The following is a 20,161-nucleotide window of genomic DNA, read 5'->3' on the forward strand; positions in this document are numbered from 1 at the left end:
GGAAGCCGGACGTATGTCCAAGTTCAGATTCGACCCAGTCTGCCCGAACCGGTGTCCGCCGCCCACGCGCGGGTGGCGTAGGCCACACGGGCGGCACCTGCCCGGACTTGTGAACGTCCTCACAACCCGGAATGCATGGCCGCGCGGCGGGCGGATACGCCGCCGATCTCTAACAGTACGAGCGTTACGCTAAAACCGCATGTCAGGGCTACTTGCCGGTAGGTTCCATGTTTGCAATTTGCTCGCAAATTTCGCAGAGTTAGCAAACAGGGATCGAAACCTAGCTTAGATTCACATTAGCAACAGGTAGACGGCCATTTCGCATTGTGCAATCGTGTGGAAGTACACCCCATGGGCCTAGCAAGCCTGCAAATTGCCGCTCCAGCAGTTCGAGCTGTTTCACCGCTCGGCCGTGGGGCAATCGACTTAAAACGAGGAAGTGGAGTCAGAGATGTCGAACGCCGGCACCCCGAAGACCGCTGCGGAAATCCAGCAGGACTGGGACACCAACCCCCGCTGGAAGGGCGTCACCCGTAACTACACCGCCGAGCAGGTGTCGAAGCTCCAGGGCACCGTCGTCGAAGAGGCCACTCTTGCTCGTCGCGGTTCGGAGATCCTCTGGGATCTCGTGAACAACGAGGACTACATCAACTCGCTGGGCGCCCTCACCGGCAACCAGGCGGTCCAGCAGGTCCGCGCCGGCCTGAAGGCCATCTACCTGTCCGGTTGGCAGGTCGCCGGTGACGCGAACCTGTCCGGCCACACCTACCCGGACCAGAGCCTCTACCCGGCCAACTCGGTCCCGAGCGTGGTGCGTCGCATCAACAACGCGCTGCTGCGTGCCGACGAGATCGCCAAGGTCGAGGGCGACGATTCGGTCAAGAACTGGCTCGCCCCGATCGTCGCCGACGCCGAGGCCGGCTTCGGTGGCGCGCTGAACGCCTACGAGCTGCAGAAGGCCATGATCGCGGCCGGCGCCGCTGGCGTGCACTGGGAAGACCAGCTCGCCTCGGAGAAGAAGTGCGGCCACCTCGGTGGCAAGGTGCTGATCCCCACCCAGCAGCACATCCGCACGCTGACCTCCGCGCGTCTGGCCGCCGACGTCGCCGACGTGCCGTCGGTGATCATCGCCCGCACCGACGCCGAGGCCGCCACCCTGATCACCTCCGACGTGGACGAGCGCGACCGGGAGTTCCTGGACGGCACCCGTACCGCCGAGGGCTTCTACGGTGTGAAGAACGGCATCGACCCCTGCATCGCGCGGGCCAAGGCCTACGCCCCGTACTCCGACCTCATCTGGATGGAGACCGGCGTGCCGGACCTCGAGGTCGCGCGCAAGTTCGCCGAGGCCGTCCGTGGCGAGTTCCCGGACCAGCTGCTGGCCTACAACTGCTCGCCGTCCTTCAACTGGAAGGCCCACCTGGACGACGCGACCATCGCGAAGTTCCAGCGTGAGCTCGGCGCGATGGGCTTCAAGTTCCAGTTCATCACGCTGGCCGGCTTCCACTCGCTCAACTACGGCATGTTCGACCTGGCCTACGGCTACGCCCGTGAGGGCATGACGGCCTTCGTCGACCTGCAGGAGCGCGAGTTCAAGGCCGCTTCCGAGCGTGGCTTCACCGCCGTCAAGCACCAGCGTGAGGTCGGTGCCGGTTACTTCGACACCATCGCCACCACCGTCGACCCGAACACGTCCACCGCGGCGCTGAAGGGCTCGACCGAAGAAGGTCAGTTCCACTGATCGGGAGTTGATTGAGTTGACCACAGCGTCGACCACAATCCACCACCCACGCGCGAGTCTTACGAGCGCCGTTCGCGGCCCGTCTCGCGTCCGAGTGGCCGAAGCGCATGCGCCGCAGGCGCGCGTCTCGGCCGCTCGAACGCGAGACACAAAGGGGCCGCGAACACGCGGTGCCGCAGGCGCCGCAGTAGGACAGAGCCCTCCCTGCTGAACAGCCCCAGCAGGGAGGGCATCCCTATACCTTGGACCATCGAGGGGTCGCTCACACCAGAGCACACCCCCTCCAGCCACCGACTAGCCAGACCAACAGCAGGAGCGGGACGTGAGCAGCGAGAAGATTCAACGCGTCGGCATCATCGGTGCCGGACAGATGGGTGCCGGAATCGCGGAGGTGTGTGCCAGGGCGCACGTCGACGTGCTCGTCTTCGAACAGACCAGGGAATTGGCCGCCGCGGGTCGCTCTCGCATCCTGCGCTCGCTCGACCGCGGCGTCAGCAGCGGCAAGATCACCGAGCGCGAGCGCGAGCAGGCCGCATGGCGACTGCGCTTCACCTCCGACCTCAGCGACTTCGCCGACCGCCAGCTGGTGGTCGAGGCGGTGCTCGAGGACGAGAAGGTCAAGACCGCCATCTTCGCCGAGCTGGACAAGGTCGTCACCGACCCGTCCGCCGTGCTGGCCTCCAACACCTCGTCCATCCCGATCATGAAGATCGCGGTCGCCACCACCCAGCCCGAGCGCGTGGTCGGCATGCACTTCTTCAACCCGGTGCCGGTGCTGCCGCTGGTCGAGCTGGTCACCACGCTGAAGACCAGCGAAGAGGTGTCCAAGCGGGCCGAGGCGTTCGCCGGTGACGTGCTGGACAAGCAGGTCGTCCGCTCGGCCGACCGCTCCGGTTTCGTGGTGAACGCGCTGCTGGTGCCGTACCTGCTCTCGGCCATCCGGATGGTCGAGTCCGGCTTCGCTACCAAGGACGACGTGGACAAGGCGATGGTCCTGGGCTGCGCGCATCCCATGGGTCCGCTGGCACTGACCGACCTGGTCGGCCTGGATACCGTCAAGTCGATCGCCGACTCGATGTACCAGGAATTCAAGGAGCCGCTGTACTCCGCGCCGCCGCTGCTCATGCGTATGGTCGAGGCCGGGTTGCTCGGCAAGAAGACCGGCGCGGGTTTCTACCAGTACAACCGGGCCTGAGCTCGTTTCGATTCAACCCAGGCGCTTCAGCGTGCGGCGTCCATTGTTCCCAGTGGGCGCCGCACAGCCATCGAAGGGAGCAGCGCGCTCATGGTGAACGTGACCGACGGCTACGGGTCGAGCATCCTCGGCTATCCGCGAATCGGGCCGCATCGAGAACTCAAGCGGGCACTCGAGGCCTATTGGCGCGGTGCGATTCCCCGCGCCGAATTGCTCGCGGTGGGCCGTGATATTCAGGAGCGGCAGTTCAACGAACTCGCCGCCACCGGGCTGACCCAGGTCCCCGGCAACACCTTCTCGTTCTACGACCATGTGCTGGACAACGCTCTGTTGTTCGGCGCCGTGCCCAAGCGGTTCGAGCAGTATCGCGACGAACTGGACCCGCTGGACTTCTATTTCCTGATGGCGCGCGGCAATCCGGACGTGCCGCCGCTGGAACTGGTGCGGTTCTTCGGCACGAACTATCACTACCGGCAGCCGGAATTGGATGCCGACACCGAATTCTCGCTGCACCCCGAGGCGCTGCTGGACGAATTCGATCGGGCCAAGGAGCGCGGTATCGAGCTGCGGCCGGTCGTGCTCGGCCCGCTGTCGCTGCTGCTGCTCTCCAAGGCGGGCCAGACTCCTGGTCAGGACGAGTTCGACACGCTGAAGCTGCTGGACAAGCTGCTCCCGGCGTACGAGCAGCTGTTCGAGATCCTGGCCAAGCGCGGCTCGACCTGCGTGCAGCTGGACGAGCCCGCGTTCACCAGCGAGCGCACCCCCGCCGAGCTGGCCGCGTTCGAGGCTGCCTACCAACGACTTTCGAAGGCGCCGCTGCGCCCGCGGATGTTGGTCACCGGGCAGTACGGCGATTTCGGTGAGGCGCTGCGGATTCTGGCGGCCAGCAATGTGGAGGCCATCGGGCTGGACCTGTCCAGCTACCGGATCACCCCGGAGGACCTCGCGGAGATCCCCGGCATTCGCCGTAAGCGTTTGTACGCCGGTGTGATCAGCGGTCAAAACGTCTGGCGGGCTGATCGTTACGTCACGCTCGAGTATCTGAACCGGCTCGCGCAGGTGTGCCCGGACCTGGTCGTGTCGACCGGGACGACGCTGCTGCACGTGCCGTACGACCTGCTCATCGAGTACGACATCCCCGGCAACGTGGCAGACCGGCTCGCCTTCGCGAAACAGAAGGTGGGCGAGGTGGTTTCGCTCGCCAAGGCGCTCACCGACGGACCCTCGGAGAGCTGGCGCAAGCGGCCGACCGAGGTGCATTTCAAGCAGAAGCACGCGGTGCGGCAACGGGTTTACGCGGTCACGCCGGAAATGCGTACGCGCGAGCCCTATTCGGTGCGCCGGACGGCGCAGCAGGCCAAGCTGAACCTGCCGCCGGTGCCCGCGACCACGCTCGGTTCGTTCCCGCAGACCAACAAGATTCGGCAGGCACGCTACGAGCTCGGCCAGGGGCGACTGTCCTTCGACGACTACAAGAAGCGGATCGAAGCCGAGATCGAGGCGACGATCCGGCTGCAGGAGGACATCGGACTCGACGTGCTGGTGCACGGCGAGCACGAGCGCAACGACATGATCCAGTACTTCGCCGAGCTGCTGGACGGCTTCGCGACCACCCACTTCGGCTGGGTGCAGGTGTACGGATCCCGGTGCGTGCGACCGCCGATCATCTACGGCGACGTGTCGCGGCCCGCGCCGATGTCGGTGGAGTGGATCAGCTACGCCCAGTCGTTGACCGACAAGCCGGTCAAGGGCATGGTCACCGGGCCGGTCACCATGCTGGCCCGCTCGTTCGTCCGGCAGGACCTGCCGCTGCACGAGACCGCGGACCAGGTGGCCCTGGCCATCCGTGACGAGGTGGTCGACCTGGAGAAGGCGGGCATCGCGATCATCCAGGTGGACGAGCCTGCGCTGCGCGAGATGCTGCCGCTGCGGCCGGACGGCCGGGCGGAGTACCTGCGCTGGGCGGTCGGCGCGTTCCGGCTGGCCACCTCCGGGGTCAAGCCGGAAACCCAGATCCACACGCACATCGGGTATTCCGGCCGGGCCGAGGTGGTCGAGGCGATCGAGGAACTCGACTGCGACGTCACCGCGATCGTGGCGACCCGCTCGATCGAGTGGGTGGTCAAGGCGCTCAAGGCGGACAGCGGCACCGATCACGGGCTGAGCCACGGCGTCGGCCCCGGTGTCTACGAGAGCCGCTCGGCGCGGATCCCGGACATCGACGAGCTGGACGAATTGCTCACCGCCGCAGCGGAAGCCATCACACCGGATCGACTATGGGCGAATCCGGACGGTGGGCTGAAGACGCGGCACTACTGGCAGTTGGAGCCGTCGTTGCGCAATCTGGTCGCGGCGGCGCGCCGGGTGCGCAGGCGCGCGCTCGAGAACGAGTAGGCGAACTACGTTGACCGCCCCCTGTTTTCGCAGGGGGCGGTTTTCGTTCGAGCCGTGTGTTCGGTCGTCGGCGGTGTGGCCCGCGCTACCGCGGCGGTCATGCCTTGCGTGCGGCGTCGTGATGTAACCCACTACCGACCTCGCGGTCTGAAGGCGAGGAATACGCGAGGTTGCGGTAGAGTTACCAAAGGCAAGCGTTGATCTTCACGCTCCCTCTCGATCCGTCGTGGATGTCTTACCTTTCGCGTCGGCGCCTCAGCTGGGTGTCATAACACCGAACGCACGGACCACCGTCCTGCGCAGCGCTGGGGTACACCCCGATGCCTGGAAGGCACACCCAACACATATGACGACCCCTGTTTCGAGCCCTGCCCCCACCACGACGTTCGCCGCTCTCGGAGTCGGCGCGAAGCTGGTCGGCGCCCTCACGGCGAGTGGCATCACCGCTCCTTTCCCCATTCAGGCGGCCACGCTGCCCGACACCCTGGCCGGTCGCGACGTGCTCGCCCGCGGCAAGACGGGTAGCGGCAAGACGCTCGCCTTCTCCATCCCGATGGTCGACCGTCTCGCCGGCGGCGACCAGCGTCCCGGTCGTCGGCCGCGCGGCCTGATCCTCGCGCCGACCCGTGAGCTGGCGACCCAGATCGCCGCCGCGCTCGAACCGATGGCCACCGCCGCCGGGCTGAAGGTGACCACCATCATGGGTGGCGTTTCCCAGCATCGGCAGGCCAAGGCGTTCTCGGCCGGTGTCGATATCGTCGTCGCCTGCCCCGGCCGGCTCGAAGACCTGATGCGCCAGCGCGTGGTCTCCCTGCAGGACGTGCAGATCACCGTGCTCGACGAGGCCGACCACATGGCCGACCTCGGCTTCCTGCCCGCGGTGACCCGCATCCTGGCCGCCACCCCGAGCGGCGGACAGCGGCTGCTGTTCTCCGCGACGCTGGACAACGGCGTCAACAAGCTGGTCAAGCAGTTCATGCGCAATCCGGCCAACCACTCCGTCGACACGGCGGACTCCCCGGTGCCCGCGATGACCCACCACGTCTTCGAGGTCGGTGGCGTCGAAGCCAAGCGCATTCTGGTGGAGACCCTCGCCGCCGGATCCGGGCGCCGGATCCTGTTCATGCGCACCAAGCACCAGGCCCGCAAGCTCGCCAAGCAGCTGACCACCGTGGGCATTCCCGCGACGGACCTGCACGGCAACCTGTCGCAGGTGGCCCGCGACCGCAACCTGGCCGCCTTCACCAACGGCTCGGCCCGGGTGCTCGTCGCGACCGATATCGCGGCGCGCGGCGTGCACGTCGACGATGTCGAGCTGGTCGTGCACGTCGATCCGCCCGCCGAGCACAAGGCTTACCTGCATCGTTCCGGGCGTACCGCCCGCGCGGGCAGCTCCGGTGACGTCGTCACTGTCGTGCTGCCCGAGCAGCGCCGGGATGTCGCGGCGTTGCTGCGCAAGGCCAACATCAACGTTGCCTCCCAGCGGGTGACCGCTGATTCGGCACCGGTGACGGCGCTGGTCGGCACCGTCGCGCCGCGGGTCGCGCCGAGCGCGGTGCCGGTGACCTCGAACGCCGATACCCAAGGCAACCGCAACCGTCGTGGCGGTGGCGATCGTCGCTACAGCGCGCCTGCCGGGCAGGCTCGTAGTCGTGGCGAGCGTGGTCCGCGGGACGGCGCCGCTGCCGGTGGCCAGCCGCGTAGCCGCAATGCGCGTGGCACGGACGATGCCGCCTCGCGCGGTGCCGCCGGTGGCCAGTCGCGTGGTCGCGGTGGACGTGGTGCCGGTGACGCCGCACCGTTCGCCGGCGGTGGACAGCCGCGCAGCCGGAATGGTCGCGGCGGCAACGGTGCCGCGGCCCATGGCATCGACGGCGCAGGCCGGCCCGCGAGCCGTTCCGCGCGCAGCGGAGCGCCGCGCACCCGCACCGTCGCGACCCGTGAGCAGGCGCCTGCCGCTCGCGCCGGACGGTAGTAGTTCCATAGCTTGAAAGACCAAGGCCGTCTTCCCATTACGGGGAGGCGGCCTTGGCCGTTCAGTGGTTGAGTGCGGCGACGCCCAGCATGAGTGCCGCGCCCGCGACGGTGCAGGCGAGGGTGAGGCGGGACGGGTGCACGGCGTGCGCCTCGGGCAGGATGTCGGCGGTGGCCAGGTACAGCAGGAACCCGGCGAAGTAGCCGAGGTAGAGGCCGACCACGCCCGGCGGGACGTGGATCAGCGTGCCGAGTATCGCGCCGGCGACGGGGGCGATGGCGTCGAGGGCGAGCAGCGTCAGTGCTCGTTTGCGCGCGTTGCCGTAGAGGGTCGAGATGGTGAAAGTGTTGAAGCCGTCGGCGAAGTCGTGCGAGATGACCGCGATGGCCACCGCGGCGCCGACGGTGGCGCCTGCCTGGTAGCCGAGGCCGATGCCGAAACCGTCCAGCAGGCTGTGAAAGATCAAGCCCGCCGCGGCAAGTAGGCCGACGGACTCGAAACCGTGTGTGTGCGTGCCGAATTCCTGCTCGTGCCCGGTGTGGATGGCGACCGCGCGCTCGATGACGTGGATGGTGAGGAATCCGACCACCGCGGTGATCAACGCGGCGGGCACCCCGAGCACGCGTTGGCTGGACTGATCCAGCGCCTCGGGCAGCAGATCGAAGAAGACCACGCCGAGCATCACACCGGCGGCCAGGCCGAGCACCAGATGTTTGCGGTCGCCGATGCGCACCGCGACGTAGCCACCGACCAGTGTGGCGCACATCGACACCAGCGCCAGCAGAATCGCCATCGTTCCAGCATGGGTGATCGGCACGGGCGGGAACGTTAGCACGGGCCGACGAGTTCGCCGGGCGGTCGCCCGGTGCCGGTCAGGCGGCGGCGAGCCCGGCGGCCAGCGCGCGCAGGCCCGCGACGATGGTCTCGGCGGAGGGTGCGTCGGCCGGGTCGACCAGCCATTGGACGAGCAGTCCGCCGATCATGGTCTGCAGCACCGCGCCGATGGCGGGATCGGGCGTTGCGTTATCGAAGACGTGCGAAAGTGCTTCGCGCGCTTGGGCTTGCGCGGTGCCGAGCTCGGTGCGCAGCTCGGGGGAGTGCAGCGCCTGCACGAAACTCTCGATATTGGCCGACCAGAGCAGCCGATCCTCGGTGAACGAGGCGGTCAACCGCTGGAGGAAGGCGCGCAGGCGCGCGGCCGGATCGGCGGTGTCGTCGGCGGGCAGCGAGTCCAGGATCGCCTGTACCGCAGTCGCGCTCGACTCCATCATGGCCTGGCTGAGCAGCTTGTCGCGGGTGCCGAAGTGGTAGTTGATCGCCGCCAGGTTGGTGCCGGAGGCGGCCACGATGTCGCGCACGGTGGTGCGTGCGTAGCCGCGTTCGGCCAGGCACTGCTTGGCGGCGGCGAGGAGGTCGTCTCGGGTTCCCACCTCCGCACGATAGCAGCCTGGCATACGTGTGTTTGTGACGACCGTTTCATGCATATGTTTGTGACAAATGTTTGAAACGTGCGTATGGTCGGGGTGTGACCGCACAGCGCCCCATTTCCCCCTTCGAAACCACGTTCTTCGGCACCGGCACCAAGCTGGGCAGCGTGCCGACCGGTGGCATGCCGCTGTTCATCGGCTCCACCGTGCACGGCGAGCTCGATCCCGAGATCCTGCGTCGAGTTCTCGGCGAACTGGCCGCCATCCACCCCTTGCTGCGCAGCAAGGTGGTGACCGCGGCCGACGGCACGATGCACCTGCGCCGCGACGACGACTATCGCCCGCGCCTGGACATCGCGGACGGCGACGAGGCCGACTATCTGCGGCTGGTGAACGGTCCGCGGGACTGGACCGGCGGGTTGTTCCGCGCCCAGCTGCTGCGGGCCGGTGGGCGTCAGCAGCTCGTGTTGATCATTCATCACGGAATCTCCGATGGCCGATCGGCTTTCGCGCTGCTCGCGGAGTTCTGGCGGCGCTACGCCGCGCACCTCGCGGGAAAGCCGCTGCCGGTGGATGATTCGGACCAGTCGTTGCCCCCGGCGATGGATACCCTTCTCGCCGAAGTGTTTTCCGAGGCCGAGGTGGCCGAGTTCCTGGAACTCGTCCGCGCGGGTGTGACGATGATCGACCCGGCGGCGGCGCCGCGGCAGCTCCCCGACGACGGGGACGGCAGCGGTGACGATCCGCTCGGGCGATTCGCGGTGCGCCGCATCGAGTTGGATGCCGCCGAAACCGGGGCGCTGGTGGACTCTGCTCGCGCGCAAGGCATCTCGGTCAACAGCTTGCTCACCGGCGCGGCGCTGGTCGCGTTCCGTACCGAGATCGACCCGGCCACCGGTGCGCTGCCGATGATCTGCGGGCACGCGGTGGACGTCCGCGGCGAGCTGACGCCGCCGGTGCCCGCCAGCACGATGGTGAATTTCGCGTCAGGCGTCGGCACTGCGGCGGCGGTCGAGCCGGACCACAGCCCGATCGGCCTCGGTCTACTGGTGGCGGCGGACATGCAGGCCGCAGCCGAACGGCACGACGCGGGCCGATTCCCATTGGCCGCGCAGCGCGTCACGGACCCCGCGACGGCCGCCGCGTTTGCCGCCGCGCCCACCATGGCCATGTCCAATATCGGCCGCCTGCCCGCACATTCGACACCGGCGGGTGTCCGGCACGTGCGCGACGAAGTCTTCGCGATGGGGCCTGGCATGCCGCCGAAGCTCACCGTCTTCACCGTCGGCGACCGGCTCACCATTCAGGTCGAGCACGACACCGCGCAGCACAGTCGCGCACAGCTGGGCCAGGTCACGCTGGCACTGATCGAGCAGATCCGCCGGTGCGCGACTACGCGCCCGTCGGCCGATCTGCGCCGGTGAACCGAATGGTCAACTGGCGAGCCCATTTTCGATGGGGCTTCGGCGGTGGCGGCGGCGCGTCGGGGTCGACATCGGTCTGCACCTCGTAGCGCCGGACGTAGGCCCCGGCGAAGGCCTGCACGGTCGCGGTGACCGGAATGGCAAGCAGCGCACCGGTGGCGCCGAGTAAGGCCGCACCCGCCAGTACCGCGCCGAACGCGACCGCCGGGTGCATGTCCAGGGTGGTCGCGGTGATTCTCGGTTGCAGCACATAGTTTTCGAACTGCTGGTACACCACGATGAAGCCGAGGATCCACAGCGCGTCCGAGGGGCTGTGCACCAGCGCGACGATGACCGGCAGCGCGCCGGCCAGGTAGGTGCCGACCGTCGGGATGAACTGCGAGACGACGCCGACCCACAGCGCGAGCGCGAAGGCCGACGGCACATCGATTACCCGCAACGCGACATAGTGCGCGATTGTCGAAGCGAGCGCGAGCAAGCCGCGCGAGTAAATGTAGCCGCCGGTCTTCTCCACCGCGATATCCCAGGCGCGCAACACATGTCGCTGCTTGCGTGGCGGCAGCAGCGAGCACACGGCGTTGCGGAAACGCGGGCCGTCGGCGGCGAAGTAATAGGTGAACAGCAGCACGCCGAGGGACTGGAAGACCGCTCCGACGGTCCTGGTGCCGATGTCCCAGGCGTTTCCGGCCGCGCCCTCGACGTACTTGCTCCAGTTACTGGTGTACTTCTCGATGTCGGTGCCGGACAGGTTCGTCTTGAAGGTGCGGTTGATCCAGTCGATGCCCTGGTCGGCATATTGCGGCGCGTTGTTGACCAGGGTGGTGACCTGATCGATCAGCAGCGAGCCGAGCGCCCAGAAGAAGCCGATGACGACGGTGGCCAGGACGAGAAAGACCACCCCCGTGGCGAGTCCGCGCTTCATTCCGCGGCGCGCGAGCGCGTTCACCGCCGGCTCGATGGCGAAGGCCAGGAACAGCGAGACCAGCAGGATGGTCAGCAAGCCCTGCAGCCGGGTCAGCGCCCAGAAGCCCGCGAACAGCCCGGCCACCGTCGCCGCGGCGAGCAGGAACGCCCGCAGCAACCACGGCGGCGGACCGGTGGTCATCTCCGCGGTGACCACGGCGTCGCCGGTGGACGCCGCCGGTGCATCGGTGGGCCGTGTCGCGCTGTCGTCTTCATCGGAGGCCACATCGCCAAACGTACCCACGCCGGGACGGGTCCACCGGTCGACCCGCCCCACGCTTACATCGTCGAGACGTCGATGACGAACCGGTAGCGGACGTCGCTGGCCACCACGCGGTCGTAGGCGCCGTCGATCTCGTCGGCCGAGATCACCTCGATCTCCGCGCCGATGCCGTGCTGGGCGCAGAAGTTCAGCATCTCCTGGGTTTGGGCGATGCCGCCGATCGATGAACCGGCCAGCGAGCGCCGGTAGCCCACGAGGGTGAACGGCTTGATGCTGATCGGGTTTTCCGGAAGCCCGAGGATCACCAGGGTGCCGTCGAGATTCAGCAGCTTCATGTAGTGATCGATCGGCAGATCGGCCGAGACGGTGTTGAGGATGAGGTCGAACTTGCCGCGCAGCTCGCGGAAGGTCTCCCGGTCGCTGGTCGCGTAGTAGTGGCTCGCGCCGAACAGCTTGCCGTCCTCCTGCTTGCTCAGCGAGTGGCTGAGCACGGTGACCTCGGCGCCGAGCGCCGCCGCGATCTTCACCCCGACGTGCCCGAGCCCGCCCATGCCGATGATGGCGACCTTCTTGCCCGGCCCGGCGTTCCAGTGCCGCAGCGGGGAGAACAGGGTGACGCCCGCGCACAGCAGCGGCGCGGCCTGGTCGAGCCCGATCCCCTCGGGGATGCCGACGACGAAGTTCTCGGTCACCACGATCTGGGTGGAGTAGCCGCCCATCGTGTATCCGTTGGCCTGGACCGCCGGGTCCACCGGGGTGTTGTAGGTCATGGTGGCGCCGCGAGTGCAGTACTGCTCCTCGTTGGCCAGGCACGGCCCACATTTCCCACAGGAATTCACCATGCAGCCGACGCCGACGCGATCGCCGACCTGATATTTGCTCACTTCGGCACCGACCGCGGCGACCAGGCCCGCGATCTCGTGACCGGGCACCACCGGATATTTGGTGCCACCCCACTCGTCGCGGGCGGTGTGAATGTCGGAATGGCAGATGCCCGCGTATTTGATGTCGATCAAGACATCGCGCGGACCGAGGTCCCTGCGCTCGATCGTCACCTTCTCGAACGCGCCGTCGGAACTGGATAGGGCGTACGCGGCAGCAGTAGTCATGCATACATGCCTACCGCCGCATGCCGTGAGTTGCCAAACACGACACATAACGGGCATGGCTGAAATACGGACACGCGGGTATTTCGGCGGTGATCGGCCGCCATCCGGACCGTTTTCTGATCTACGGTGAAGATCTCCGGCCACAATGGAATTCGCAGGCATCGAGGCGGAGAACAATGAATGAGCAACGGTTTGGTGGCCGCGCGCTGGCGTTGATCGTCGCCGCGCTGCTTGCCGTGGCCGGATTCCTCGGTTATCGGGGTGAGCTGCCCGGGTGGCATAGCGGGGCGAGCGAGGTGGCCGCGCCGATCGTGGAGCCCGCGCCGCCGCCGCTCGATCCGGTGACCGTCGCCGCCGTCGTGGACCCGGCGCTGGTGGATGTCAGCGCCTCGACCAAGCCGTTCGGGCTCGGCGCGGCCGGGTCGGGCATCGTGCTCACCGCGGACGGTCAGGTGCTGACCAGCCATCACGTGGTCAAGGGCGCGGACACGGTGACCGTCACCGATGTCGGCAACGGGCGCGAGTACGACGCCGTCGTGCTCGGCTACGACTCCGACGCCGATATCGCGTTGCTCGCGCTGTCCGGCGCGGCGGGGCTGTCGACCGCCCGCATCGGCAGCTCGGCGGAAGCTCGGGTGCGCGACCAGGTGCTGGCGATCGGCAATGCGGGCGGGGTCGGCGGCACGCCGACGGCGATCCAGGGCACCCTCACCGATCTGGACAGCACCATCGTCGCGCTGAATTCCGCCGACCTGTCCCGCAAGCCGCTCACCGGAATGCTCGAGGTCGCCGCGGCGGTCACCTCCGGGCAGTCGGGCGGGGCGCTCGCCGACCGCGAGGGTGCGGTGATCGGGGTGATCGCCGCCGCGTCGGGCGATCCGGCGCGCGCGGTGAGCAGGCCGCCGAACGGCTATGCGGTGCCGATCGATACCGCGATGCGGGTGGTCCGGCAGATCCGCTCCGGGACGCCGACCGAGACCGTGCACATCGGGCCGACCGCGACCCTCGGCGTGCTGACCACCGACGCGAAAACCGGTGGGGCACGGATCGATATGGCGATCTACGGACAACCCGCCTACGCGGCCGGGCTGACCCACGGCGAGGTGATCGTGTCCGTGGACGGGCGCCCGATCACCTCGGCCTGCACCCTGCACGCCGCGATCAACGTGCACAAGCCCGACGACACGATCCAGCTCGAAATCCTCGACCCCGCGGGTGCTCGGCGCACGGTGACCGTCGTGCTCGCGCTCGGCACGCCGAACTAGCGCACCGCAGGTGCGAACTAGACCAGCGACAGCCAGTAATCCTGGAACCGCAGGAAGATCAGCAGCAGCACCACCGCGTAGAACACCGCGACGATCGTCCACCGCCACTCCGCGAGGATCCGCAGCGGACCGCGTGACCCGCCCCAGAGCTGATCGATGACCACCGCGAGCAGCGGGGTGATGATCGCCCACACCACCATGCAATACGGGCACAGCGCGTTGATCCGGTACAGGCTCTGGAAGATCAGCCAGCCGACGAACCCGACCCCGAGCAGCAGGCCGAGGAACAGCCCGCCCCAGATCCAGCGCGGGAACCCCACCCCGGCCACGGACAGCACCGCGAGGGTGACCAGCACGGAGAAGCCGACGATGCCGATGAGCGGGTTCGGGAATCCGAAGACCGCGGCCTGCTTGGTCACCATCACCGAGCCACAGGACAGGATCGGATTGATGCTGCACGAGGGGGTGTAGCCCGGGTCGGTGAACAGCTTGAACCGTTCGATGGTCAGCGCCACCGCGGCCAGCCAACCCGCCAGGCCGCCGAGAAGCAATATCCAGGCGGCCCGGGGCGGGGCGGCGACGATCACTGCGCCGCGGCGGCGGCGATCACCGGTGCGAGGCCGCCGGGGCCCATGAGCTCCTGGCTCGACTGGATCTGCTTGCCGTTGACGAAGACCGACGGGGTCGACTTGATGCCGCTGTTGAGCACCTCATCGGTGCGGGCCTGGATGTACTTGTCGTACTTCACATCCGTGATGCAGCTCGCCACCGCATCCGGGTAGCCCGCGTCCTTCGCGATCTGGGCCAGCTTGTCGTTGGTCAGGCCGGCGCCGCCCTCGGCGGGCTGCTGGGCGAACATCGAGGTCAGCCAGGCCATGTACTTGGTCGGGTCCGCCTCGGCGACGCAGTAGGAGGCGTTCGCCGCGCGGGTCGAGTAGCGGGTGGTCGACGCCTTGTCCAGGAACGCGATCACGTTGTATTCGACCGCGATGGTGCCGTTCTTCACGTTGTCGTCGAGCACTTGGGAGTTGGCGGCCTCGAAGCCCTTGCACGCGGGGCACTGCAGGTCGGCGACGACCCGGACGGTGGTCTTCGCGCCGGGCTTGCCGATGCGGATCGAACCGTTGTCGGTGATCGTGCCGGTGATGCCCGAGGCGTTCTGGTTCACCTCGGCCGGAATCGCCGGGCTGGCGCCGGGGTCGTCCTTGCGGGCCTTCTTCACCGCGACACCGATGCCGATCGCCGCGATGAGCGCGATCAGCACGGCCGCCACGGCGACCTGGATGAAGATCTTGCGGTTGCGCTCGCTGCGATCCGCCGCCAGCAGCGGGTTCTTCTTCCCACCCGGGTTCTTGCTCACCGTGCGTTCACCACGCCTTTCGCTCGCCTGCCGGTACCTGCCGCCACGATGGTAGAGCCGGAAACCGAACTCCGCGTGGGCGGCCTCGCGCATGCGTGACTCGCAAGCGCTCTAATCGGGCCACGGCCACATCATCGTGGGTCAACCTGAGAGATTCCGAAATATCGGACACAGACGCGGTCGTGGGGATCGCCAGGATGTCGTACCCGCCGGGTAGGAATGGTCGGGTGACTGTTCTCGGCGCCGTATTTCGTCCACAGAATCCACCCGAGCGGCTGCGTGCCGCGGTCCGTGTCGCGGAGGAGGCGGGGCTAGAGCAGTTGTGGCTCTGGGAAGACTGCTTCCTGGAGAGTGGAATAGCCAGTGCCGCAGCGGCTTTGGCGTGGAGCGAGCGGCTGCGGGTCGGCATCGGGCTGTTGCCGGTGCCGCTGCGGAACGTGGCGTTGACCGCGATGGAGGCCGCCACCCTCGACCGGCTGTTTCCCGATCGGGTGCTGCTCGGCGTCGGGCACGGCGTGCAGGACTGGATGGGACAGGTCGGTGCGCGGGTCGATTCCCCAGTGACGTTGCTCGGCGAGTATCTGGATGCGTTGCGTGCGTTGCTCGCCGGCACACGGGTCAGCACCAACGGCCGCTATGTGCGGCTCGATGACGTGGCGCTCGACTGGCCGCCGCTCGCGCCGCCGCGGATTTATGCCGGTGCGCGGGGGCCCCGCTCGATTCGTCTGTGTGGTTCGCATGCCGATGGGACGCTGCTGGATTCGATCACCGACGCGGACGGTGTGCGTGCCGCGCGGGTGCTGATCGACGAGGGACGCGCTGCGGCCGGGCGTACCGACGAGCACGTGCTCGTCGCGAATCTGCTTGCGGTCACCGGTCCGGACGCCGAGGCGCGGCTTGCCGCGGAGCGGACGCCGCAGCACGCGCCTGGAGCGGGCGTCGCGGGTGACGCGCACGCCGTGGCCGACGCCGTCCGCAAGTTGGTCGAAGCCGGCGCGAATACCGTGATCATCCAGCCGACCGCAGCCGAGCCGGATCCGGCCGCCTTCATCCGCTTCGTCGCCGAGCAGGTTCGTCCGCTGGTGTAAAAGGCTCGCGCCCAACGGAAATCGGTGGCGGCTGGTGCGCCGCCACCGAGCTCAGGCGTCGGCGAGGCGGCGCTTCTGCTCCTCGACGTCGAATTTCGGCGCCGGCCACTCGAGGTCGAGTCGTTCCAGCGCGTCGATGAGTAGTTCGGTGATCGCGAGGCGGGAGAACCACTTCCGGTCGGTCGGGATCACGTGCCACGGGGCGTAATCGGTGTTGGTGCGGTCGAGCATGGCCTGGTAGGCGTCTTGATAGTCGGGCCAGTAGCCGCGCTCGTCGATGTCGGCCGGATTGAACTTCCAGTACTTGTCCGGCCGTTCCAGCCGCTCCATCAGCCGCTTCTTCTGTTCGTCGAGCGAGACGAACATGGCCACCTTCACCACCGTGGTGCCCTCGTCGACGAGTTCGCGCTCGAAGGCGTTGATCTCGTCGTAGCGCGGCTCCCACTCTTGTTCGGGGACCAGATTGTGTACCCGCACCACCAGCACGTCCTCGTAGTGCGAGCGGTCGAACACGCCGAGCTGGCCGCCGCGCGGCAACGCCTTGCGGATGCGCCACAGGTAGTGGTGGCGCTTCTCCTCGTCGGTCGGCACCCCGAACGCGTGGTGATCGACGCCCTGCGGGTCGACCGAGCCGATGACATGCCGCACGATGCCGCCCTTGCCCGCGGTGTCCATGCCTTGCAACACCAGCAGCACGCTGCGCGAATCACCGGATCGCCCATTGGCATAGAGCCGCTCCTGCAGCGCCGACAGCACCTCGGTGCGCTCGGCGAGCAGCTCCTGGCCTGCCGCCTTGTCGCCCTTGAAGCCGGGCGTGCCGGAGGTGTCCAGGTCGGCGATCCGCACGCCATCGGCTTTCAGGGCCTCGGTGGCCGGAACGGACCAGCGCTTCTTCGCCATCTCCCACAACTACCACAGCGGGCGGCCCGCTCAGCGGATGTGCGCGAGACTGATCAGCTGGGCCGCGAAGTCGTCGTCGGAGACCGGGGTGAGGATGAGGTCCTGGGACGTGGTCAACAGGTAGCGCCCGTCGCCGGTGAAATCGAGCCAGGTGCGGTGGCGGGTGGGCGGTGACATCGGGTTGTCGGGTTCCACCGTGACGGTCAGGAAGCCGCGCCCGTCGACCGGCTTGCGCAGCGTCTGCCGGAAGCGGGCGGCGCCGCGCTGCCCGTTGGTGCCGAACGGCTCGGTGCGTTCCTGGCTGAGCACCGCGTCCTGCGGTTCCCGCATGGCGCCGAGCTTGCCCGCCGGGGCCGGGCCGATGATCTGCACCAGGCGCTCGCCGACCTGACGGGCATGGCACATCAGCACGGTCACCTTTTCCGGAGTGGCGACCAGGATGCCCGCGTGATTGTGCACCACCGCGGCGTAGGCCAGGATGCGCTCGGTGTCGGGACCGGAACCGTTGCGCGGCGGCGTATTTCGGTCACCGGAGACGGTGATGGTGGTCGCGTCGGAGCGGCCGCACAGCATGAGCGCGGCGGCCAGGTCGGGGTCGGCCTGGCGGGCGAAGCGTTGCGGCAAACGCAGTGCGGCGTACTCGGATTCGGTGCGCACGGTGGCGGCGGGCACCATGTTGACCGGGTAGGGCCTGCGGTCGAGGCTGGTTTCGTTTTCCCAGACGTGCGAGAACTCGTCCGGGGTGAGCACCCATTTCACTGTGCGGCGCCCCCGTCGCCCGCGGGCTGTGGTCCGTCGGGTGGTGGGGTGAAGCGGGGCACGTGGTTGCCGGTGGCGGGCATGGTCGGGAGGTAGACGTAGGTCATGGTGTCGCGGACATCGGCTTCGATATCGGCCGCGGCGCTGTCGTGCGCCATCCGCCGTTTGCCGCCGTAGACCGCCTCGGCCGCCGGGTCGTCCAGCGGCCGGTAGGGTAGCGGCGGCGGGATGGCGCCCCGGATCGTTTGCGCGGCATCGCCATTCAACTCCATCAAGCGCGCGACGGCGCGGCAGACCTCGTGTGCGGCGGTACCGGCGAGGACGAATTCCCTGGTGGCACGCAACGCGGCGTCGGCGGTGCGGCCGGACCAGTGCGCGAATTCCCGGTTGGCGACGTCCGAAAAGGCTTGGAACGCCTCGGCGAGCGCGTCCGCGTTGGCCTGCCACGTCGCCGCCGCCTGGCCGAGCGCGGACGGGTCGAGTGCCTCGTGGACGAGGTCCCAGATCTCCTGGTGACTGTAGGAACCGAAGCGTTCGCGATCCGGCGCGTAGGCGGGATCGGTTGCGCCGGTGCGTAATCCGGCCAGTTCCTGTCGGATGGTCTCGGCGGCCGCGCGGGCCGCGGAATCTGCCATGGCTGCCCCCCTCAGCCGTCGCCGTGCGGAATCATCGGGCCGCTAGGTGCTCGGCGACGAGGTCGATCGCGGCCTTGTTCGCGGCGTCGGCGTCGGCGAATCGCTTGCCCGCGGCCAGATATGCCGCCTTGAACAGCAGCGCGGTCTCCTGGAAGGCCGCCAGGGTGTCCAGGTATTGCCTGCCCTTGTCGTCGAAGCCGCGGGTAAGGCCCTGTCCGCTGGGCAGATTCGGGAATCCGGTCACGTCGGTGACGAGATGTCCGGTGGCCATTGCCTGATGCAGATCCTCGACCAGCTTGTCGCAAGCGGCAGCGAGGTTTTCGGCGACGTCGGGCGCCAGCTCGAAGGGCTGGCCGGGGCCCGCGCCGGTGGCCGCCGCGTACAGTTGTCTTGCCGTCCCCTGCCCGGTGTCCGGTACCGCCATCTGGAAACCCCCTCTGCTGGTCCAGTCCGTAGCGCCGTACTCGGTTGGGCACTCTACCGGGCGGTAAGGCTCGCCGGGACCTGGATGGCCGCGCTCTCCCGCTGTGATGTGAGGCACGATTGTTACACTGACCAGTGGCCTGAGCGGTACGCGCAGAGAGGCGACCGGTGCCCGAATTCGACGAAGTGCTGCCGAAATATCTGCGGATATCGGGGTACATCCGCGATCGGATCGAGCGCGGTGAGCTGGCGCCCGGCGACGAGGTCCCGTCCGAGCGCGAGCTCGCCACGCAATGGAAGGTGGCCCGGCCGACCGCGGCCAAGGCGCTGAATACGTTGCGGCAGCAGGGAATTGTGGAATCGCGGCGTGGCTCCGGAACCTATGTGGCCGATCGGGCCGATGGTCCGGCCATGCGCGATCAGGTGCCGAAGTACGGTTCGGCCTTTGCCGAGGGTGCGTCGGTGACCGTGCTCGAAGCTGCGATCGTCGCCGCGCCCGACCAGGTCGCCGAGGTACTCGGCCTGCCGAAGGGGAGCGCGGCGCTGATGCGGAAGTGGTTGACCGGCAACGGGTCTCGTGCCACCGAACTGGGTACGTCCTGGTTCGCGAGCGAGCTCGCCGAGCGCGCGCCCCGGCTGTCGCGCGCCGAGCGCCTGTCCGACGGAACGCTGCGCTACCTCGAATCGGTGACCGACCGCCGGGTGGCCTATCTGCGCGAGCGGGTCGGCGCCCGCCTCGCCAACGCCGACGAGCGGCGCCGGCTCGCGCTGGCCAGGCCGGCCGCCGTGCTGGTCCATCAGCTCACGCTGCACGCCGCGGACGGCACGGTGATCCAGCTCGACGAGATCGTCCACCCGCCGGATAAATGGATGTTCCAAAAGGAACATTCCAGCAGGTCATAGCCACTTTTTCCGCATTGACACCCGTGTGCGAAGGGTGGCATAGTCCGCACATCGACAGTGGCATAGGCCAACAGGGTGGGAGGCGCGATGTTCGATCAATTGACCATCGGTAGCTGGGTGATCGTCGACGAGCATTGCTCGGTCCGACGCGCACCCGTTCATCAAGACGAGTACCTGACTTTCGTCTTCGACAGCGGCGGAAACGAATTCGAATTCGCCGTGGCGCCGGCGATGTTGCGGCGCATGGTCGAGCTCGCCGCGGCGCCGTCCGTGCCGGACGATCCGGACGAGCCCGACTGATGCTGAGCGTTGCGAGCGCCCGCTCGCCGCGGACCGAGTCCGCGGCGAGCAGGCCTTTCTCTCATCCTGATCTCAGA

General features: G+C 67.9%; 19 protein-coding genes. 9 read left to right on the plus strand and 10 right to left on the minus strand.

Annotation, left to right across the window (positions count from 1 at the left end; all coding sequences use genetic code 11):
• Positions 1-451 precede the first annotated feature (451 nt).
• From aceA to ABZ942_RS23510, 4 genes are all read left to right on the plus strand, one after another.
• Entirely contained in the window at positions 452-1,741 is a 1,290-nt protein-coding gene (aceA, locus tag ABZ942_RS23495; protein WP_357385317.1) for an isocitrate lyase, read from the plus strand.
• 322 nt (positions 1,742-2,063) lie between these two features.
• Positions 2,064-2,936 carry a 3-hydroxybutyryl-CoA dehydrogenase gene (locus ABZ942_RS23500; RefSeq protein ID WP_357385319.1) on the plus strand — a complete coding sequence of 291 codons (873 nt, stop codon included), beginning with the start codon at positions 2,064-2,066 and terminating at the stop codon, positions 2,934-2,936.
• Positions 2,937-3,026: 90 nt separating this feature from the next.
• Complete coding sequence (gene metE, locus ABZ942_RS23505; RefSeq protein WP_357385321.1) at positions 3,027-5,330, plus strand: 5-methyltetrahydropteroyltriglutamate--homocysteine S-methyltransferase; 2,304 nt, start codon at positions 3,027-3,029, stop codon at positions 5,328-5,330.
• A gap of 346 nt (positions 5,331-5,676) precedes the next feature.
• On the plus strand, positions 5,677-7,305 hold the full coding sequence (locus tag ABZ942_RS23510) for a DEAD/DEAH box helicase (protein ID WP_357385323.1): 1,629 nt from the start codon (positions 5,677-5,679) through the stop codon (positions 7,303-7,305).
• A 61-nt stretch (positions 7,306-7,366) separates the two neighbouring features.
• On the opposite strand, the gene ABZ942_RS23515 is transcribed toward ABZ942_RS23510, so the two are convergent.
• The gene (locus tag ABZ942_RS23515; protein WP_357385325.1) at positions 7,367-8,098 is read right to left on the minus strand and encodes a ZIP family metal transporter; all 732 of its coding nucleotides are present in this window, start codon (positions 8,096-8,098) and stop codon (positions 7,367-7,369) included.
• Positions 8,099-8,177: 79 nt separating this feature from the next.
• The gene (locus tag ABZ942_RS23520) at positions 8,178-8,735 is read right to left on the minus strand and encodes a TetR/AcrR family transcriptional regulator (RefSeq protein WP_357385327.1); all 558 of its coding nucleotides are present in this window, start codon (positions 8,733-8,735) and stop codon (positions 8,178-8,180) included.
• 95 nt (positions 8,736-8,830) lie between these two features.
• Here ABZ942_RS23520 and ABZ942_RS23525 point away from each other — a divergent pair, with 95 nt between their 5' ends.
• Positions 8,831-10,156, plus strand: a complete 1,326-nt coding sequence (locus ABZ942_RS23525; protein ID WP_357385329.1) for a condensation domain-containing protein — start codon at positions 8,831-8,833, stop codon at positions 10,154-10,156.
• Here ABZ942_RS23525 and ABZ942_RS23530 read toward each other — a convergent pair.
• A complete protein-coding gene (locus ABZ942_RS23530; protein ID WP_357385331.1) occupies positions 10,125-11,345 on the minus strand; it encodes an AI-2E family transporter in 1,221 nt (406 codons plus the stop codon). The genes ABZ942_RS23525 and ABZ942_RS23530 overlap by 32 nt on opposite strands.
• Positions 11,346-11,398: 53 nt before the next feature.
• Positions 11,399-12,451: an NAD(P)-dependent alcohol dehydrogenase gene (locus ABZ942_RS23535; protein ID WP_357385333.1), complete on the minus strand. Its 1,053-nt coding sequence runs from the start codon at positions 12,449-12,451 to the stop codon at positions 11,399-11,401.
• A gap of 176 nt (positions 12,452-12,627) precedes the next feature.
• On the opposite strand from ABZ942_RS23535, the gene ABZ942_RS23540 reads away from it, so the two are divergent.
• Positions 12,628-13,716 (plus strand): trypsin-like peptidase domain-containing protein, encoded by a 1,089-nt coding sequence (locus ABZ942_RS23540; RefSeq protein ID WP_357385334.1) that lies wholly within the window; start codon positions 12,628-12,630, stop codon positions 13,714-13,716.
• Between the two features lie 17 nt (positions 13,717-13,733).
• Here ABZ942_RS23540 and ABZ942_RS23545 read toward each other — a convergent pair whose 3' ends face one another.
• Both ABZ942_RS23545 and ABZ942_RS23550 read right to left on the minus strand, forming a co-directional pair.
• On the minus strand, positions 13,734-14,300 hold the full coding sequence (locus tag ABZ942_RS23545) for a vitamin K epoxide reductase family protein (RefSeq protein WP_357385880.1): 567 nt from the start codon (positions 14,298-14,300) through the stop codon (positions 13,734-13,736).
• On the minus strand, positions 14,300-15,076 hold the full coding sequence (locus ABZ942_RS23550; protein ID WP_357385335.1) for a DsbA family protein: 777 nt from the start codon (positions 15,074-15,076) through the stop codon (positions 14,300-14,302). The genes ABZ942_RS23545 and ABZ942_RS23550 overlap by 1 nt, the downstream gene beginning before the upstream one ends.
• A gap of 227 nt (positions 15,077-15,303) precedes the next feature.
• Here ABZ942_RS23550 and ABZ942_RS23555 point away from each other — a divergent pair, with 227 nt between their 5' ends.
• On the plus strand, positions 15,304-16,164 hold the full coding sequence (locus tag ABZ942_RS23555; RefSeq protein WP_357385336.1) for an LLM class flavin-dependent oxidoreductase: 861 nt from the start codon (positions 15,304-15,306) through the stop codon (positions 16,162-16,164).
• Between the two features lie 51 nt (positions 16,165-16,215).
• On the opposite strand, the gene ABZ942_RS23560 is transcribed toward ABZ942_RS23555, so the two are convergent.
• Genes ABZ942_RS23560 through ABZ942_RS23575 form a run of 4 tightly spaced genes read right to left on the minus strand, consistent with a single transcriptional unit; the run spans position 16,216 to position 18,882 of the window.
• Complete coding sequence (locus ABZ942_RS23560; protein WP_357385338.1) at positions 16,216-17,064, minus strand: polyphosphate kinase 2 family protein; 849 nt, start codon at positions 17,062-17,064, stop codon at positions 16,216-16,218.
• Between the two features lie 30 nt (positions 17,065-17,094).
• Positions 17,095-17,814 (minus strand): ESX secretion-associated protein EspG, encoded by a 720-nt coding sequence (locus tag ABZ942_RS23565; protein WP_357385340.1) that lies wholly within the window; start codon positions 17,812-17,814, stop codon positions 17,095-17,097.
• Between the two features lie 5 nt (positions 17,815-17,819).
• Positions 17,820-18,458 carry a hypothetical protein gene (locus ABZ942_RS23570; protein WP_357385342.1) on the minus strand — a complete coding sequence of 213 codons (639 nt, stop codon included), beginning with the start codon at positions 18,456-18,458 and terminating at the stop codon, positions 17,820-17,822.
• A gap of 31 nt (positions 18,459-18,489) precedes the next feature.
• A complete protein-coding gene (locus ABZ942_RS23575) occupies positions 18,490-18,882 on the minus strand; it encodes a hypothetical protein (RefSeq protein ID WP_357385344.1) in 393 nt (130 codons plus the stop codon).
• 167 nt (positions 18,883-19,049) lie between these two features.
• Between ABZ942_RS23575 and ABZ942_RS23580 the strand changes: the two genes are divergently transcribed.
• Positions 19,050-19,784 (plus strand): GntR family transcriptional regulator, encoded by a 735-nt coding sequence (locus ABZ942_RS23580; protein ID WP_357385346.1) that lies wholly within the window; start codon positions 19,050-19,052, stop codon positions 19,782-19,784.
• An 87-nt stretch (positions 19,785-19,871) separates the two neighbouring features.
• A complete protein-coding gene (locus tag ABZ942_RS23585; protein ID WP_357385348.1) occupies positions 19,872-20,084 on the plus strand; it encodes a hypothetical protein in 213 nt (70 codons plus the stop codon).
• Positions 20,085-20,161 lie beyond the last annotated feature (77 nt).

This window comes from Nocardia sp. NPDC046473, assembly GCF_040645995.1.
Classification (GTDB): domain Bacteria; phylum Actinomycetota; class Actinomycetes; order Mycobacteriales; family Mycobacteriaceae; genus Nocardia.

Excerpts from the sequence above, each read along its gene's own strand:
- aceA (WP_357385317.1), top strand. The coding sequence starts at position 452 with ATGTCGAACGCCGGCACCCCGAAGACCGCTGCGGAAATCCAGCAGGAC.
- metE (WP_357385321.1), top strand. The coding sequence starts at position 3,027 with ATGGTGAACGTGACCGACGGCTACGGGTCGAGCATCCTCGGCTATCCG.
- ABZ942_RS23510 (WP_357385323.1), top strand. The coding sequence starts at position 5,677 with ATGACGACCCCTGTTTCGAGCCCTGCCCCCACCACGACGTTCGCCGCT.
- ABZ942_RS23515 (WP_357385325.1), bottom strand. The coding sequence starts at position 8,098 with ATGGCGATTCTGCTGGCGCTGGTGTCGATGTGCGCCACACTGGTCGGT.
- ABZ942_RS23535 (WP_357385333.1), bottom strand. The coding sequence starts at position 12,451 with ATGACTACTGCTGCCGCGTACGCCCTATCCAGTTCCGACGGCGCGTTC.
- ABZ942_RS23540 (WP_357385334.1), top strand. The coding sequence starts at position 12,628 with ATGAATGAGCAACGGTTTGGTGGCCGCGCGCTGGCGTTGATCGTCGCC.
- ABZ942_RS23560 (WP_357385338.1), bottom strand. The coding sequence starts at position 17,064 with ATGGCGAAGAAGCGCTGGTCCGTTCCGGCCACCGAGGCCCTGAAAGCC.
- ABZ942_RS23570 (WP_357385342.1), bottom strand. The coding sequence starts at position 18,458 with ATGGCAGATTCCGCGGCCCGCGCGGCCGCCGAGACCATCCGACAGGAA.
- ABZ942_RS23575 (WP_357385344.1), bottom strand. The coding sequence starts at position 18,882 with ATGGCGGTACCGGACACCGGGCAGGGGACGGCAAGACAACTGTACGCG.
- ABZ942_RS23585 (WP_357385348.1), top strand. The coding sequence starts at position 19,872 with ATGTTCGATCAATTGACCATCGGTAGCTGGGTGATCGTCGACGAGCAT.